At 68.8% G+C, this 14,139-nt stretch carries 12 protein-coding genes; 6 read left to right on the forward strand and 6 right to left on the reverse strand.

All coding sequences use genetic code 11. From position 1 onward, the window contains the following. Nucleotides 1-449: 449 nt before the first annotated feature. The 3 genes from NQ204_RS18740 to hemH form a co-directional block, all read right to left on the reverse strand. Complete coding sequence (locus NQ204_RS18740) at nt 450-2,552, reverse strand: methyl-accepting chemotaxis protein (protein ID WP_256644636.1); 2,103 nt, start codon at nt 2,550-2,552, stop codon at nt 450-452. 308 nt (nt 2,553-2,860) lie between these two features. Beyond that, a complete protein-coding gene (locus NQ204_RS18745) occupies nt 2,861-3,706 on the reverse strand; it encodes an alpha/beta fold hydrolase (protein WP_256644637.1) in 846 nt (281 codons plus the stop codon). Then, on the reverse strand, nt 3,703-4,665 hold the full coding sequence (hemH, locus tag NQ204_RS18750; RefSeq protein ID WP_116863069.1) for a ferrochelatase: 963 nt from the start codon (nt 4,663-4,665) through the stop codon (nt 3,703-3,705). The genes NQ204_RS18745 and hemH overlap by 4 nt, the downstream gene beginning before the upstream one ends. A gap of 165 nt (nt 4,666-4,830) precedes the next feature. Here hemH and NQ204_RS18755 point away from each other — a divergent pair, with 165 nt between their 5' ends. From NQ204_RS18755 to tatC, 4 genes are all read left to right on the forward strand, one after another. After that, nucleotides 4,831-5,715, forward strand: a complete 885-nt coding sequence (locus NQ204_RS18755) for a lipid-binding SYLF domain-containing protein (protein ID WP_116863070.1) — start codon at nt 4,831-4,833, stop codon at nt 5,713-5,715. 74 nt (nt 5,716-5,789) lie between these two features. Beyond that, complete coding sequence (gene tatA / locus NQ204_RS18760) at nt 5,790-6,017, forward strand: Sec-independent protein translocase subunit TatA (protein WP_116863071.1); 228 nt, start codon at nt 5,790-5,792, stop codon at nt 6,015-6,017. Nucleotides 6,018-6,032: 15 nt separating this feature from the next. Further along, complete coding sequence (tatB, locus tag NQ204_RS18765) at nt 6,033-6,506, forward strand: Sec-independent protein translocase protein TatB (protein ID WP_256644638.1); 474 nt, start codon at nt 6,033-6,035, stop codon at nt 6,504-6,506. Then, nucleotides 6,503-7,252 carry a twin-arginine translocase subunit TatC gene (tatC, locus tag NQ204_RS18770; RefSeq protein WP_116863073.1) on the forward strand — a complete coding sequence of 250 codons (750 nt, stop codon included), beginning with the start codon at nt 6,503-6,505 and terminating at the stop codon, nt 7,250-7,252. The genes tatB and tatC overlap by 4 nt, the downstream gene beginning before the upstream one ends. Before the next feature lie 82 nt (nt 7,253-7,334). Here the strand turns inward: tatC and NQ204_RS18775 are convergent, their stop codons facing one another. From NQ204_RS18775 to NQ204_RS18785, 3 genes are read right to left on the reverse strand one after another with little or no spacing between them, the layout of a single operon-like run. Then, nucleotides 7,335-8,246, reverse strand: a complete 912-nt coding sequence (locus tag NQ204_RS18775; RefSeq protein ID WP_116863074.1) for a BPSS1780 family membrane protein — start codon at nt 8,244-8,246, stop codon at nt 7,335-7,337. A 51-nt stretch (nt 8,247-8,297) separates the two neighbouring features. Further along, nucleotides 8,298-9,044, reverse strand: a complete 747-nt coding sequence (locus NQ204_RS18780) for a glutamine amidotransferase (protein WP_108770510.1) — start codon at nt 9,042-9,044, stop codon at nt 8,298-8,300. Then, entirely contained in the window at nt 9,016-10,845 is a 1,830-nt protein-coding gene (locus tag NQ204_RS18785; RefSeq protein ID WP_116863075.1) for a GspE/PulE family protein, read from the reverse strand. Before NQ204_RS18785 ends, NQ204_RS18780 begins: the two co-directional genes overlap by 29 nt. 83 nt (nt 10,846-10,928) lie before the next feature. Here NQ204_RS18785 and glyQ point away from each other — a divergent pair, with 83 nt between their 5' ends. Beyond that, on the forward strand, nt 10,929-11,840 hold the full coding sequence (glyQ, locus tag NQ204_RS18790) for a glycine--tRNA ligase subunit alpha (protein ID WP_116863076.1): 912 nt from the start codon (nt 10,929-10,931) through the stop codon (nt 11,838-11,840). A gap of 82 nt (nt 11,841-11,922) precedes the next feature. Beyond that, nucleotides 11,923-13,998: a glycine--tRNA ligase subunit beta gene (glyS, locus tag NQ204_RS18795; RefSeq protein WP_256644639.1), complete on the forward strand. Its 2,076-nt coding sequence runs from the start codon at nt 11,923-11,925 to the stop codon at nt 13,996-13,998. Nucleotides 13,999-14,139: the final 141 nt, after the last annotated feature.

Genomic DNA, 14,139 nt, shown 5'->3' on the forward strand with positions numbered 1-14,139 from the left:
AACTCGGAAGTGAAACGCAGCTGCGCCGATGGTAGTGTGGCTCAAGCCATGCGAGAGTAGGTCATCGCCAGGGTTTATACCCAAAAACCCCGCTGCTCACGCAGCGGGGTTTTTCTTTGCGCGTGGATAATCACGCCACCGGGGATACCGCGCGTTGCGTTCCCCGGTAGAGCCACACCCTGCGTGGATGTGCTGTACCGGCAAACGGCATCGAGCAACACCGGTAATGCCGGCCGATGGCCGGCACAGGCGCGGCACCCGCGCCTGCAGGAACAGCGGTGCCAACCAAGGTTGGCATGTACCAGAGCAGCCGGTGCGCGTGGATGGGGCGGCCCTGACAAAGGTAGCGCCTGCCGCTGGCCGGCACAGGCGCGGCACCCGCGCCAGGCAAGGTGCCAACCACAGTTGGCACCCACCCAAAGCACAAAGCAGGAACCGGGCGCGTGGCCTCAAGCCAGCGCCATCTCCCGCGTTTCCTGCTGCCGGAACACCGCAACCGCTTCACTCAACGTGCCCGCCTGCACCTGCAACTCGCGTGCGGCGGCAGTAGCTTCCTCCACCAGGGCCGCGTTCTGCTGCGTCGCCTGGTCCATCTGCACCACGGTCTGGTTGATCTGTTCGATGCCGCTGGACTGCTCCTGCGAGGCAGCCGAGATCTCCTGCATCAACGCGCTCACGCTCTGCACGCCGCCGACAATGCCCTGCATGCGCTGGCCGGCGTCGGCCACCAGCTGCGCGCCTTCGCCCACCTCGCGGCCGGCTTCGTCGATGAGCTTCTTGATCTCCTGCGCCGCCGCCGCCGAACGCTGGGCCAACACGCGTACTTCGCTGGCAACCACGGCGAAGCCGCGTCCCTGCTCACCGGCGCGGGCGGCCTCCACCGCGGCGTTCAGGGCCAGGATGTTGGTCTGGAACGCGATACCGTCGATGACGCCGGTGATATCGCCGATGCGACGCGAGGCAGCCTCGATGGCCTGCATGGTGGTGACCACCCGCTGCATGGCGAGGTTGCCTTCGTTGGCTGCGCCCTGGGTGGTGCTGGCCAGGTCACTGGCCTGGCGTGCGTGGCTGGCGTTCTGCCGCACGGTGGCGGTGAGTTCCTCCATCGACGCGGCCGTCTCCTGCAGGTGCGCGGCCTGGCGCTCACTGCGCTCGGACAGTGCATCGTTGCCTGCGGCGATCTCGCTGGCGGCGCCGCGGATCGCGCCGGCGCTGCGCTGGATGCGGCCGACCATGCGCGCCAGCTGGGTCGCCGTGGCGTTGGCGTCGCGCTGGATGGCGGCAAACGCACCGTGGTACTCGCCTTCCATGCGCCGGTCGAGTTCACCGCGTGCCAGTGCGGCCAGCATCTGTCGAACCTCTTCCACCGTGCCGCCGACGGTAGCCATCAACTGGTTGATGCCACCGGTCAGGCCGTCCAGGAAGCTGGCGCCGTCACTGGCCTGCAGGCGCTGGTCCAGATCGCCGGCCGCCGCTGCCGCCACGATGCCGGCCACTGAATTCTCCAGCGTCAGCTCATGGGTGCGGTCATGCCATTCCACGGCAAACCCCAGGCGCATGCCCTGCGCATCGAACACCGGCGTGACCACCTGGGCGAAGTGGACCGGGCCGATCTGGATCTTGCCGTTATGGGTGACCTGCAGCGTGTTGAGGATGGCGCGGATGCGGTCGGGGTTGGCGTGGAAGCGATGGATGCTGCTGCCGACCAGCTGTTCGGCATCGAAATCGGGGAAGGCCTGGCGCAGGTTGGCCTGCTGGTTGCGCAGAAGGGCCACCACCGACTGGTTAACGTAACGGATCACGTGGTCGTTGTCGGCGATCATCATTGCCGTGCGCGAAACATCCAGCGCCTGGCGGATCTGTGCGTTGTCGGCATGACCCTGCGCCTGGCGTTCGCGCTGCGCCTGCACGTGGCGGGCGGTGTCGGCCAGGGCGTGGGCCAGCGAACCTGCTGCGTAGTCCTGCACGTTGCCGTGCGCGGACAGGTCGGCGCCGGTGGCGATGTCGCGGGCAAGGGCGGCCAGCCGCTGCGGGCCGTGGCCCAGCGCTTCGCTCTGCTGGCGCAGGCGTGCGGCGGTCTGTCCGAGCACGACGGCAAGCGCGGCCAGCGCCGCCGCGTGCAATACGGACGGCAGTACCGCAGCGCCCTGCACAAGCGGAAGGAGCAGGGCGATCACCCCGACCGCGCCGACCAGCCACAGTGGCAGGCGGTCGCGATGTCCCAGCAGCACACCCAGCAGCACGGCGATCGGCAATGCCGGACCGAGGCCACCCAGGTGGCAGAGCAGGCAGAGCTGGATGGCGACGAGCACGGCCAGGCCATTGCGGGCCAGCGGCGTGCCCGCCTGCGGGCCGCCCAGCCACGCGGCAGGCAGCACGGCGGATGCCGCCAGCACGGCTACCAGCCCGTCTTGGCTGCCTACGGCAAGACCCAGCCCAAGCAGGGCCATGACGGCGCTGCCCAGCAGCAGGCGGCGGTCACCGCGCCGTGCGAGCTGTTGCAGGTAGGGAAGGCGGCCCTGGTCGGGCGGACGGGGGGATGCAATGGACATCGGCGACTCCTGGATCAACGAACGGCAACGGCCCCGCATACCCGCACGCGCGACGGCGCGACGGTGGCAGGGCAGGGATTGCGAAAAGGGAAGGTGGAACAGGCAGGCACCGGGGCCACGTCCTGTGGGCGGTGGTGCGGGCAGACAGGCATGCGGGCTTCCTTGCAGGACCACGAACAGCCGCAGGCCCGACCGGGCCCGCGTGCGGCGGGCGCAGGGGCCCGCACCTGTTCTATCGGCCGCGCGGGCCTGGAGTGAAGCGCGCGTGAAGATTTCCGCTCAGCGGCTGTTGCCGTGAAGCAACGCGATCAAACGGCAAGGAAGCCGTTGATGACCTCGGCGATCTGTGCCGGCTGTTCCATATGCAGATGGTGGTTGCCGGGGAACACGGCCAGGCGGCCGTCGCGCAGGTGCTGCAGGCGCTGGCTGCGCCCCGGCTCGGGATAGTAGGACTGTGCCGGCGTGGCGTAGATCACCTGGGTGGGGCAGGCGATGGCCTGCAGCAGGTTGTCGATCTGCCCTTCGCTGAGGCGGATGGCGGTGGGCAGCATCAGGCGCGGATCGCTGCACCAGCGGTAGCCGCCTTCCACCGGCTCGACGCCGCGCTCGACCAGCAGGCGGGCGCAGCCTTCGCTGAGCTGGTTGGTCATCATCCGCGCGCGGATGGGCGCGGCCAGTTCGGGGAACACGCGCAGCTGCTTGCGGGCCAGGGCGCGGGTGGCGGTCACATGCTCGCGCAGGCGCTCGGCGGTTTCTTCCTCCGGTCCGCGCAGGCCGCCCAGCGCCTCGATGGCGACCAGCCGCTCGACGCGATCACTGACGGCGGCGGTGAGGCTGGCGATGCCGGCGCCCATCGAATGGCCCATCAGGGTGAAGCGGTCCCAGCCCAGCGCGTCAGCCACATCGAGCACGTGGGTGATCGCTGCCGGGGTGGTGTAGACCGCGCCGGCCGGCAGGTGGGCGCTGTGGCCGTGGCCGGGCAGGTCGATGGCCACCAGCTCCACGTCGGCCAGGTGTGGCGCCAGCGGTACGAAGCTGGCGGCGTTGTCCAACCAGCCATGCAGGGCCAGCATGCGGGTGCCACCGGCAGGGCCGCCGCGCAGGCCCGCCACGCGCGCGCCCGCCACGTCCATCACGAACGGTTGCAGGCTCATGCCAGCGATGCCACGGCGAGGCGTGCCAGGGCACGGGCGTGTTCGGGTTCGGCGTTGAGGCACGGGATGTAGCGCATCTGCGCGCCGCGCTCGGCCAACGTTTCGGTGAAACCCATCGCCACTTCTTCCAGCGTTTCCAGGCAGTCGGTGGCAAAGCCCGGGCAGACCACGTCGATCTGCTTCACGCCCGCTTCGGCCAGCGCCCACAGGCTTGGCTCGGCGTAGGGCTGCAGCCAGCGTTCGCGGCCGAAGCGCGACTGGTAGCCAAGCTGCCACTCATCGGCAGCCAGGCCCAGTGCGTTGGCGATGGCCTGCGCGCTGGCCTCGCAGCGCTGCGGGTACGGATCGCCGGCATCGGCCAGGCGCTGCGGAATGCCGTGGAAGGAAAACACCAGCTTCTGGCCGCGGCCGTGCTGCTGCCAGTAGCGCTGGATGGAGCCGGCGACCGCGGCGACCCAGTCCGGGTCGACCGAGTAATCCTGCACCAGGCTGATGGTGATGCCGGGATGGCGGCGCTGCCAGTCATCCACGCGGTCCTCGATCGAGGCGGTGGTGGTGGTCGAATACTGCGGGTACAGCGGCAGCACCACGATGCGGCGCACGCCCTCGGCGGCCAGGCGGTCGAGCTCGGCGGCGAGCGCCGGTGCGCCGTAGCGCATGGCATGGCGCACCCGCAGGCTGGGCAGCAGGGCCTGCATGGCCTCGGCCAGGCGGCGGGTATGCACCATCAGCGGCGAGCCTTCCGGCAGCCACACCAGGGCGTACTTCGCGGCTGAACGGCCACTGCGCAGCGGCAGGATGAGCCCGCGCAGCAGCGGCTGCCAGAGCAGCGCCGGAATCGAGACCACGCGGGGGTCGGACAGGAATTCAGCCAGATAACGACGGACGGCGGGGGCCGTCGGCGTCTCGGGCGTGCCTAGGTTGACCGCCAGCACGGCGGTATCGGGTGCGTCTAGCATGAGGGCTATTGTCGCCGATCCGATGCCGCGCCGGGATGCAGGGTTTGGATCATGTCGATGCAGGGCGTTTATCCGCATGCGCCACGCTCATTGGATATTCATCACAACGCTACTAATTTCAGTCACTTGCTATATCTTCCTATGGACTGACTTCTGGAGCCCGCCATGCGTCGCCCGATCCAAGCCCTGCTGATCGCCGCCAGCTTGCTGTCCAGCCAGGCCATGGCCGGACCGCAGGAAGACCAGCGCGCCCGCAACGCGGTGCGTGTGCTGGCTGAAATCCAGGAAATTCCCGAACAGGGCATTCCGGACAAGTTGCTCGACGAAGGCCGCGCAGTCATCGTCATTCCCGACACGATCAAGGCCGGTCTGGTCATCGGCGGTCGCCGTGGCCACGGTCTGATGTCGGTGCGCATGCCCAATGGCGCATGGTCCAACCCGGTGTTCATCAAGCTCACCGGCGGCAGCATCGGCTTCCAGGCCGGCGTGCAGTCCTCCGACGTGGTGCTGGTGTTCCGCAACGACCGCAGCCTCGACAATCTGGTCAACGGCAAGTTCACCCTGGGCGCCGATGCCGGCGTGGCCGCCGGTCCGGTGGGCCGCAATGCCGCCGCCGCCACCGATGGCCAGCTGAAGGCCGAAATCTGGTCGTGGTCGCGTGCGCGCGGCCTGTTCGCCGGCGTCGCCCTGGATGGCGCGGTGCTGCAGATCGATGATGCCGCCAACCTCGACGCCTACGGCAGCAACACCACGCCGCGGATGATCTTCGAGGGGCGAGCCGCCGGTTCGCCGTCGATGGACGTCGTCGCCTTCCGTGACCGCCTGGAAGAAGCCACCTACGCCGCGCGCAACAACCGCACCGGCAACGGTGGTACTGCCAGCGCACCGCCGCCGCCGGCCCAGGCGCCTGTTCAGGCACCGGTCGCGGCCCCGGCCGAAGCGACCACCGCGCCGCTGCAGAACATGCCGCAGAGCCCGCCGCCGGCACAGCAGGGTTTCCAGCCGGTCGGCGACGGTGAGATCCGTACCGAGACGCTGGGCGGCAACTGACTTTCGTCACGCGCGCCGGCTTACAGCCGGTGCGCTATGCTCGACAGCCTGATCACAACGTAACGAGTGTCTTTATGGGCAGTTTGAGCATCTGGCATTGGTTGATTGTCCTGGCCGTGGTTCTGTTGGTGTTCGGCACCAAGCGGCTGACCAGTGGTGCCAAGGACCTCGGTTCGGCGGTGAAGGAATTCAAGAAGGGCATGCGCGACGACGACAAGCCGTCGGCGCAGCTGGGCGACGAGTCGCCCAGCCAGGACGCCTCGCGCACGGCGCAGGACGAGCACGACCGCAACGCGCGTTGATCCGGAGCGGTTGCGGTGTTTGACATTGGTTTCAGCGAACTGCTGGTCATCGCCGTGGTCGCCCTGGTGGTGCTCGGTCCCGAGCGCCTGCCCAAGGCGGCCCGCTTCGCCGGCCTGTGGGTGCGTCGCGCCCGCAATCAATGGGATTCGGTGAAGCAGGAGCTGGAGCGCGAACTGCAGGCCGAGGAGATCAAGCGGCAGATGCAGGACGTGCGGCAGAGCATGCAGGACACCGAGAGCCAGCTGCGCGCCAGCGGCGAAGCGGTGCGGCGCGAGGCAGCGCAGGCGCAGCAGCAGGGCGATGACCTGGCCCAGGAAGTGCGCGCGCCGGCCCCAGCGCAGACGCCGCCGCATCTGGCCGATGATGTTCCGGTCCCTGCGCCGTCGCATGAGGGCGGTTCGATTCCGCCCACCTCCAGCGACGTTGCTGCGGATGCACCCGCCCACCCCGTGGCCGATGCGCCCGTTCCGCCGGAGCGCCAGCCATGAGCGACCATGATTTCGGTGAAAGCTCGCTGGTCGAGCACCTCGTAGAACTGCGCGCGCGGCTGATCCGCGGGCTGCTCGGTTTCGGCGTGGTGCTGCTGGGCCTGCTGCCGTTCACCCAGACGCTTTACAACGCGCTGGCCGAACCGCTGGTGTCGCAGCTGCCGAACGGGCAGACGATGATCGCCACCAACCCGGCCGGTGCGTTCTTCGCGCCGTTGAAGCTGACCTGCTTCGTGGCCCTGTTTGTGGCCGTGCCGTGGCTGCTGTACCAGCTGTGGGCGTTCGTCGCCCCCGGCCTTTACGCGCGCGAGAAGCGTCTGGCGGTGCCGCTGCTGGTGTCGTCGGTGCTGCTGTTCTACACCGGCTGCGCGTTCGCCTACTTCCTGGTGCTGCCGGCGGTGTTCCACTTCCTCACCACCTTCAGCCCGGAAGTGATCGCGATCACCCCGGATGCGAACGCCTACCTGGATTTCGTGCTGGCGATCTTCTTCGCTTTCGGCGGCAGCTTCGAGCTGCCGGTGGCGATGGTGATCCTGGTGCTGCTGGGCTGGGTGACGCCGCAGCAGTTCAAGGAAGGCCGCGGCTACGCGGTGGTCGGCATCTTCGTGCTGGCCGCGGTGCTGACCCCGCCGGACGTGGTCTCGCAGCTGATGCTGGCGATCCCGATGTGCCTGCTCTACGAGCTGGGCATCCACGCCGCACGCTGGCTGGTGCCGTCTGCAGCGGTGAAGAAACCCGCTGCCTGATACGGGAACGCCGGGCATGGCCCGGCGTTCTTCATTGATCCGTTTCATCCACGCATGGCGTGGATCTACTTCGATGTGCAGGTCAGGCGTGGAAGACGTCGTTCTGCGGCGGGGGGGCCGGCACCGGCGGTGCGGCGCGGTTGCCGCGGTGGACGAACATCTGCTTCCAGGCGGCATAGACCGCGCCGACGTACAGCGGCATCACCACCGTGGTCAGCACCAGCTGGGCGATGAAGGCCGCCGCCAGTGGGCCGCCGATCAGCATCGCGATCTGGATGACGATGACGAACAGGATGTAGCCGCAGAAGGCCGCGATCAGGCCCAGCACCGCGAACACGGTCATCGCCACGATGTTCTCGATGCAGCCCTGCAGGCTCAGGCGCAGCGCATGCATGCCGCTCTGCTTGTCGAACACCACCAGCGCCGGCTGGGTGAACATCGCCAGCGACAGGCCCACCGCGGTGACGAACACCAGGAACAGCCACAGCGCGATGCGCTTGGCCGGGAGGTTGGCCACCAGGTTCGCCGCATCATCCGGGCTGATCTGCTGGCCGCTGCGGCTGATCTGCTCCATCTTGGTCATGACCTCGCTGAAGGCGGAGAAGCCTTCGCGGCCGATCATCAGGAACAGCAGCACGCCCAGCAGCAGCACCGCCAGCACCTGGATGGCCAGCGGCACCAGCAGGTGGCTGACGCGGTGGTCGCGGATCGGCTGCAGCAGGTGCGAGGCCAGGCCGGGACGGCCCTCGTCGATCTCGCCCATCGCGTACAGCATGCCGCCGAACATCACCGGCGAAATGGCCAGGGTCATCAACTGCACGGCCAGGCCTGCGGCACCCGGGATCAGGGTCGACAGCAGGGTGACCACCCAACTGACCACCAGCCAGGTGAGGCCGATCCGGGCCAGCTGCAGCGGCGCACGCCGGTACAGCGAGAACGTATCCAGCAACCACTGGGCGCCCGCCGAAGCCGGCAGCTTGCGAATCTCTTTCATGGACATCCGGGAAGGGACAGAAGGGGGCCGGGCGGGTGCCCGTGCCGCCGATTATCCCTGTTTTGCGACCGGCTGGGCTGAAGACTGGCGGGCCTGGCGGACGAAGCGCCGCAACAGCTGGCGGGCCAGGGGCGCGGCGCTGACCGCGCGTTCGATGCTGCGTGCGCAGCCGCCGTGGCGGCCGATGCAGTCGGCACGGGCACGGATGTAGCCGCGCATGTGGTGGGTGGCGAACTCGGGATGGAACTGCACGCCCCAGGCCTGGCGGCCCCAGCGGAAGGCATGGCAGCCATCCAGCGGCGAGCGCGCCAGCACCGCGGCCCCCTCGGGCGCACGCAGCACGGTCTGCATATGGGTGGCGTGGGCCGGGAAGTGGCTGGGCAGGCCGCCGAACAGCGGATCCTCGGCGGCGGCCGGGTCCAGCGCCAGTTCGATCGTGCCCGACTCGCGCCCGGCAGGGTTGTAGGCCACCTCACCGCCGAGCGCGTGCGCCAGCAGCTGGTGGCCGTAGCAGATGCCGAACACCGGCATGCCGTCGTGGGCGACCTGGCGCAGCCACGCCGCGCTGCGCTCGCTCCATTCGGCGTGGTCGGTGACGTAGGCGGCCGAACCGGTCACCAGAACACCGGCGAAGCCGCGCGCGTCGGGCAGGTGGCCGCCGTGCTCGACGTCGACCACCACCGTTTCGTGTTCTTCCAGCCCGGCGGCGACGCGGATCCAGTGCGGAAAACGGCCGTAGCGCCGCAGCGACGGCACCGGGCGGCCGGTTTCAAGGATCAGGAACGGTGCTGGATTCATCCGGGGGCGGCAGGACTGACAGGACTTCCTCGATTGTAGTCAGCCCCTGCGCCACCTTTTCAAGCCCCGCCTGGCGCAGGGTTCGCAGTCCTTCAGCCTGTGCGGCACGTCCGAAAGCGGCCAGATCCATGTCCGCGCGGATCAGCCTGCGCAGCCGCGAACCCAATGGCAGCAACTCATACAGGCCGATGCGGCCGAGGAAACCGGTGCGCCGGCACTCCAGGCAACCGACCGGCCGACAGGGCGTGGCGGCATCTGGATATGCAGCATGGCTATCAGCCAGCACCGCCCAATCGGACGCGCCGAGGGTGTGCGGCTGCTTGCAGTGCGGGCACAGGGTGCGCACCAGGCGCTGGGCGAGGATACCGTTGATGGTGCTGGCCAGCAGGTAGTGCGGCACGCCGATGTCGAGCAGGCGGGTGATGGCCGAGGCCGCATCGTTGGTGTGCAGGGTGGACAGCACCAGATGGCCGGTCAGCGAGGCCTGCACCGCCATCTGTGCGGTCTCCAGGTCGCGGATCTCACCGATCATGATGATGTCCGGGTCCTGTCGCAGCAGGGTGCGCACGCCGCTGGCGAAGTCCAGGTCGATGTTGGCCTGCACCTGCATTTGGTTGAACTCCGGCGAGATCATCTCGATCGGGTCCTCCACCGTGCACACGTTCACGTCCGGCGTGGCCAGCCGCTTCAGGGTGGAATACAGGGTGGTGGTCTTGCCCGAACCGGTTGGGCCGGTGACCAGCACGATGCCGTGCGGACGCTCGACCAGCGCATTCCAGCCGGCGGCCTCCTGCGGGCTGAATCCGAGCTGGTCGATGCTCTTGAAGGCGGCATCCGGGTCGAAGATGCGCATCACGCACTTCTCGCCGAAGGCGGTGGGCATGGTCGACAGGCGCATCTCGACCTCGCGGCCGCCTGGCGAACGGGTCTTGATGCGGCCATCCTGCGGGCGCCGGCGTTCGGCCAGGTCCATGCGGCCGAGCACCTTGATGCGGCTGACCACGGCAGTCATCACCGCCGGCGGCACCTCGAACACCTTGTGCAGCACGCCATCGATGCGGAAGCGCATGCGCCCCATCTCGCGGCGCGGCTCCAGGTGGATGTCCGAAGCGCGTTGTTCATAGGCGTACTGCAGCAGCCAGTCGACGATGTGGACGATGTGCTGGTCGTCGGCGTTGACGTCACCGGCCCGGCCGAGCTCGACCAGCTGCTCGAAGCTGGGCAGGGTGGTGTTGGCTTCACCGCGGACGTCGCCGCGGGCCCCGCGCACCGAGCGGGTGACCCCGAAGAACTCCATGGTGTAGCGGTGCAGGTCCAGCGGGTTGACCATCGCCAGCTCGATCTGGCGCCGGGTCAGGTGCTGCAGGTCGCGGCGCCATTCCTGCGCCAGAGGCTCGCTGGTGGCCACCAGCACGCGTTCGGCGTCGACCGCCAGCGGCAGGAAACGGTGGCGGCGGGCATAGGCGTGCGAGGCCACGGCGGTGACCGAGGCGACGTCGACGCGGGTCGGGTCGATGCGCAGGTAGCGGCAGCCGGTGCGCCGGGCCAGCCATTCGGTCAGCCGTTCCAGGCTGAGCTCGCCGCCCTCGCTGGCGGCCAGCTTGAGGTTGGACAGCAGCACCAGCGGGTGCACTTCGCTGGCGTTGCGCGCGCCCTGTGCGGAAAAGCGCACGCGGTCGCGGTCACGTTCGGCGATCAGGCCATCGGCCAGTGCGGCAGCGGCCACCTGCTCGAACTGCAGGCGCCCTGGTGGCAACGGGGGCGGTGCCCCGGGCGTGCCTGCCGGCAGCCGGTGTTCCATCTGCCTGCTCCTCCCGGGTACGGAATGCCCCGCAGGTCGGCCGTTATACTAGCGCACCCCTCTGCCGGCCAAGAATCGTCCGCATGTCCGCGAACCCGACCGTTCCGATCACCTTCCAGGGCCTGATCCAGACCCTGAACCAGTTCTGGGCCCAGCAGGGCTGCGTGCTCATCCAGCCGCTCGACCTGGAGGTGGGCGCCGGTACGTTCCACCCGGCCACCTTCCTGCGTGCGATCGGCCCGGAAGGCTGGAACGCGGCTTACGTGCAGCCGTCGCGCCGCCCGACCGACGGCCGCTACGGCGAGAACCCGAACCGCCTGCAGCGCTACTACCAGTACCAGGTGGCGATGAAGCCGGCACCGGACAACATCCAGCAGCTGTACCTGGATTCGCTGAAGGCGCTGGGCATCGACCCGCTGGTGCACGACCTGCGCTTCGTCGAGGACAACTGGGAATCGCCGACGCTGGGCGCCTGGGGCCTGGGCTGGGAAGTCTGGCTCAACGGCATGGAAGTGACCCAGTTCACCTACTTCCAGCAGGCCGGTGGCCTGGAGTGCCGCCCGGTGCTGGGCGAGATCACCTACGGTCTCGAGCGCCTGTGCATGTACCTGCAGAACTGCGACAACGTCTATGACCTGGTCTGGACCCACGGCCCGGACGGCAAGCCGGTGACCTACGGCGACGTCTACCACCAGAACGAGGTGGAGCAGAGCACCTACAACTTCGAACACGCCGACGTGGAAGAAATGTTCCACCGCTTCGACGCGTGCGAGCGCGAGGCGCAGAAGCTTGTGGAAGTGAACCTGCCGCTGCCGGCCTACGAACAGGTGATGAAGGCCAGCCATACCTTCAACCTGCTCGATGCGCGCCGCGCGATCAGCGTGACCGAACGCCAGCGCTACATCCTGCGCGTGCGCGCGCTGGCCCAGGCGGTGGCCAAGGCCTACTACGAGCAGCGCGAGAAGCTGGGCTTCCCGGGCGCGAAGAAGGCCTGACGGCCTTGCTGCCTTTCATCACCCCATTGCCCCGGGGCGCCGGCCGCGTCGCGCGCTGCGCCCCCACCACAGGATTGAAACGATGAGCCAACTGTCCCCCCTGCTGATCGAACTGGGCACCGAGGAGCTGCCGGTCAAGGCGCTGCCGGGCCTGGCCCAGGCCTTCTTCGATGGCGTTGTCGACGGCCTGCGCAAGCGCGGCATCGAGCTGGAACTGGGCGATGCACGCCCGCTGTCGACCCCGCGCCGCCTGGCCGTGCTGCTGCCCGGCGTCGGCCTGGAACAGCCGGAACAGCGCAGTGAAGTGCTGGGCCCGTACCTGAACATCGCGCTGGACGCCGAAGGCCAGCCGACCAAGGCCCTGCAGGGCTTCGCCGCCAAGGCCGGGATCGACTGGACCGCGCTGCAGAAGACCAGCGACAACAAGGGTGAGCGCTTCGTCCACCGCGCGGTGAGCCCGGTTGCGCGCACCGCCGCGCTGCTGCCGGAGATCCTGCGCGAGGCCATCGCCGCGATGCCGATCCCCAAGCCGATGCGCTGGGGCGACCACGACTGGGGCTTCGCCCGCCCGGCGCACTGGCTGGTGCTGCTGCACGGTGCCGACGTGGTCGAGGCCGAGCTGTTCGGCCTGAAGGCCGACCGCATGAGCCGTGGCCATCGCTTCCACCATGACAAGACCGTGTGGCTGAGCCAGCCGCAGGATTACGTCGAATCGCTGCGCGCGGCCAAGGTGCTGGTCGATCCGGCCGAGCGCCGCCAGCGCATCGTTGCCGAGGTCGAGGCCGCTGCTGGCCAGGCCGGTGGCAGCGCGCGCATCACCGAGGACAACCTGGAGCAGGTGGTGAACCTGGTCGAGTGGCCGGCGGCGGTGCTGTGCAGCTTCGAGCGTGCGTTCCTGGCCGTGCCGCAGGAAGCGCTGATCGAGACGATGGAGGTCAACCAGAAGTTCTTCCCGGTGCTGGATGACAGCGGCAAGCTGACCGAGAAGTTCATCGGCATCGCCAACATCGAATCGAAGGACGTGGCCGAAGTGGCCAAGGGCTACGAGCGCGTGATCCGCCCGCGCTTCGCCGATGCCAAGTTCTTCTTCGACGAAGACCTGAAGCAGGGCCTGGAATCGATGGGCGACGGCCTGAAGACCGTGACCTACCAGGCCAAGCTGGGCAGCGTGGCCGACAAGGTGGCGCGCGTGTCGGCGCTGGCCGAAGTGATCGCGCCGCAGGTTGGTGCCGATCCGGTGCTGGCCAAGCGTGCGGCACAGCTGGTCAAGAACGACCTGCAGTCGCGCATGGTCAATGAATTCCCGGAACTGCAGGGCATCGCCGGCCGCCACTACGCCGTGGCCGGTGGGCAATCGCCGGAGGTGGCGCTGGCCATCGACGAGGCCTACCAGCCGCGCTTCGGTGGCGATGACATCGCGCTGTCGGCGCTGGGCAAGGTGCTGGCGATCGCCGAGCGCGTGGACACCCTGGCCGGCGGTTTCGCCGCAGGCCTGAAGCCGACCGGCAACAAGGACCCGTTCGCCCTGCGCCGCAACGCGCTGGGCCTGGCCCGCACGATCATCGAGAGTGGCTTCGAGCTGGACCTGCGCGCACTGCTGGCCAGCGCCAATGCAGGCCTGGCCGCGCGCAACGTGCAGGCCGACGTGGGTGAGCTGTACGACTTCATCCTCGAACGCCTGAAGGGCTACTACAGCGACAAGGGCGTGCCGGCCACGCACTTCAACGCGGTGGCAGAGCTCAAGCCGGCGTCGCTGTATGACTTCGACCGTCGCCTTGACGCAATCGGCACGTTTGCCGCGCTGCCGGAAGCCGAGGCGCTGGCCGCGGCCAACAAGCGCATCCGCAACATCCTGCGCAAGGCCGAGGGCGACATTCCGGGCCAGATCGATGCATCGCTGCTGCAGGAAGACGCTGAGCGCGCGCTGGCCGAAGCGGTCACCGCGGCCATCGACGACACCGGCGCCAGCCTGCACCAGAAGGACTACGTGGCCGTGCTGGCGCGCCTGGCCCGCCTGCGTCCGCAGGTTGATGCGTTCTTCGATGGCGTGATGGTGAATGCCGAAGACCCGGCGCTGCGTGGCAATCGCCTGGCGCTGCTGACCCTGCTGGGCGAGCGCCTGGGCAAGGTCGCGGCGATCGAGCATCTGTCGAGCTGATGGGGACACCATCCACGCATGGCGTGGATCTACTGGGCGCCGTGCACACATGGCGCCCATCGGCAGCGGGGGGGGGGGGGGGGGGGGGGGGGGGGGGGGGGGGGGGGGGGGGGGGGGGGGGGGGGGGGGGGGGGGGGGGGG

It is taken from the genome of Stenotrophomonas testudinis (assembly GCF_024499815.1).
In the GTDB taxonomy this organism is placed as follows: Bacteria; Pseudomonadota; Gammaproteobacteria; order Xanthomonadales; family Xanthomonadaceae; genus Stenotrophomonas.